The organism is Geomonas sp., assembly GCF_056994735.1.
Genome location: NZ_JBXKJL010000298.1, coordinates 1 through 1221 on the forward strand (window position 1 = coordinate 1; position 1221 = coordinate 1221).

Genomic DNA, 1221 nt, shown 5'->3' on the forward strand with positions numbered 1-1221 from the left:
CAAAAATATTAGAAGAAGGAGGTAACCAACAATGACGGATTCGATGGATAAAACAAAATGGTACACCCTGTCGAGCGAAGAAGTTGCGAAACAGCTGCAAGTCGACCCGGCCAAGGGGCTGAGCGGGGATGAAGCGAAATCTCGGCTGGAGAAATATGGTCCGAACAAGCTGGCAGAGAAGAAGAAAAAGTCAGGCCTGCAAGCCTTTCTGGAACAATATCAAGACCTGATGCAATTCGTGCTGCTGGGTGCGGCGATCATCAACCAGATCTTCACCCATGAGTGGGGCACCACCTTGGTGCTGGTTGGCCTGACGGTCTTCAATGCCATCCTGGGGATGCGCGGGGAGGCCAAGGCTGAGGCCAGCCTGGCGGCCCTGGCGGAGACGATGAAGAGCATCGCCCGCGTGCGCCGCAATGGGCAGGCGGTCGAGATCAACGCCGAGGAGCTGGTGCCGGGTGACGTCGTGCTGATGGAGGCGGGCAACCGAGTCCCGGCCGATGGGCGCCTGTTCGTGACCGCCACGCTCGAGATCGAGGAAGCGGCCCTGACCGGTGAGAGCGTAGCCTCGTCCAAAGACACCGAAACGATCGCCAAAGCGGATGCCCCGCTGGGCGACCGCCACTGCATGGCCTATATGAACACCTCGGTCACGCGCGGGCGGGCCGAGATGATCGTCACCACCACCGGCATGGGCACCGAGATGGGCAACATCGCTGATCTGTTGAACAAGACCGAGGCAGACAAGACCCCGCTTCAGAAGCAGCTTGACCGCCTGACGGTGATCATTGCCTCCCTGGCTGGTCTGGCGTTTATCATTATGGTGATCCTGGGAAAACGCAACGGACAGTCGCTGGATACCATCTTTATCGCCGGCATCGCCCTGGCGATCTCCGCCATCCCAACCGGCCTGCCGGCTGTGGTGACCACCATGTACTCCATGGGCACACGCCAGCTGGCAGCTTTGGGAGCGATCGTCAAGCGCCTGCCATCGGTGGAGACGCTGGGTAGCGTTTCAGCCATCTGCTCTGACAAGACCGGCACCCTGACCCTCAACAAGATGACGGCGCGTGAGTTCACCATCCCCGGCCAGAACCGCTTCATGGTGACCGGAGAAGGCTATGGGACGCAGGGCGAGTATAAGCTGGCCACCGGGATTGCAGGCCTGCAGCCCTGGCAGAAGAACACCCTGACCTACAGCACCGAAGGCAAGCTGCTGAG

The 1221-nt window shown here is 60.2% G+C and carries 1 protein-coding gene; it reads left to right on the forward strand.

The window, feature by feature from the left end:
* Positions 1-31: 31 nt before the first annotated feature.
* Positions 32-1221, forward strand: a 1190-nt coding sequence (locus tag AC11W3_RS13225; RefSeq protein ID WP_484093140.1) for an HAD-IC family P-type ATPase, incomplete at its 3' end; no start/stop codon positions are given.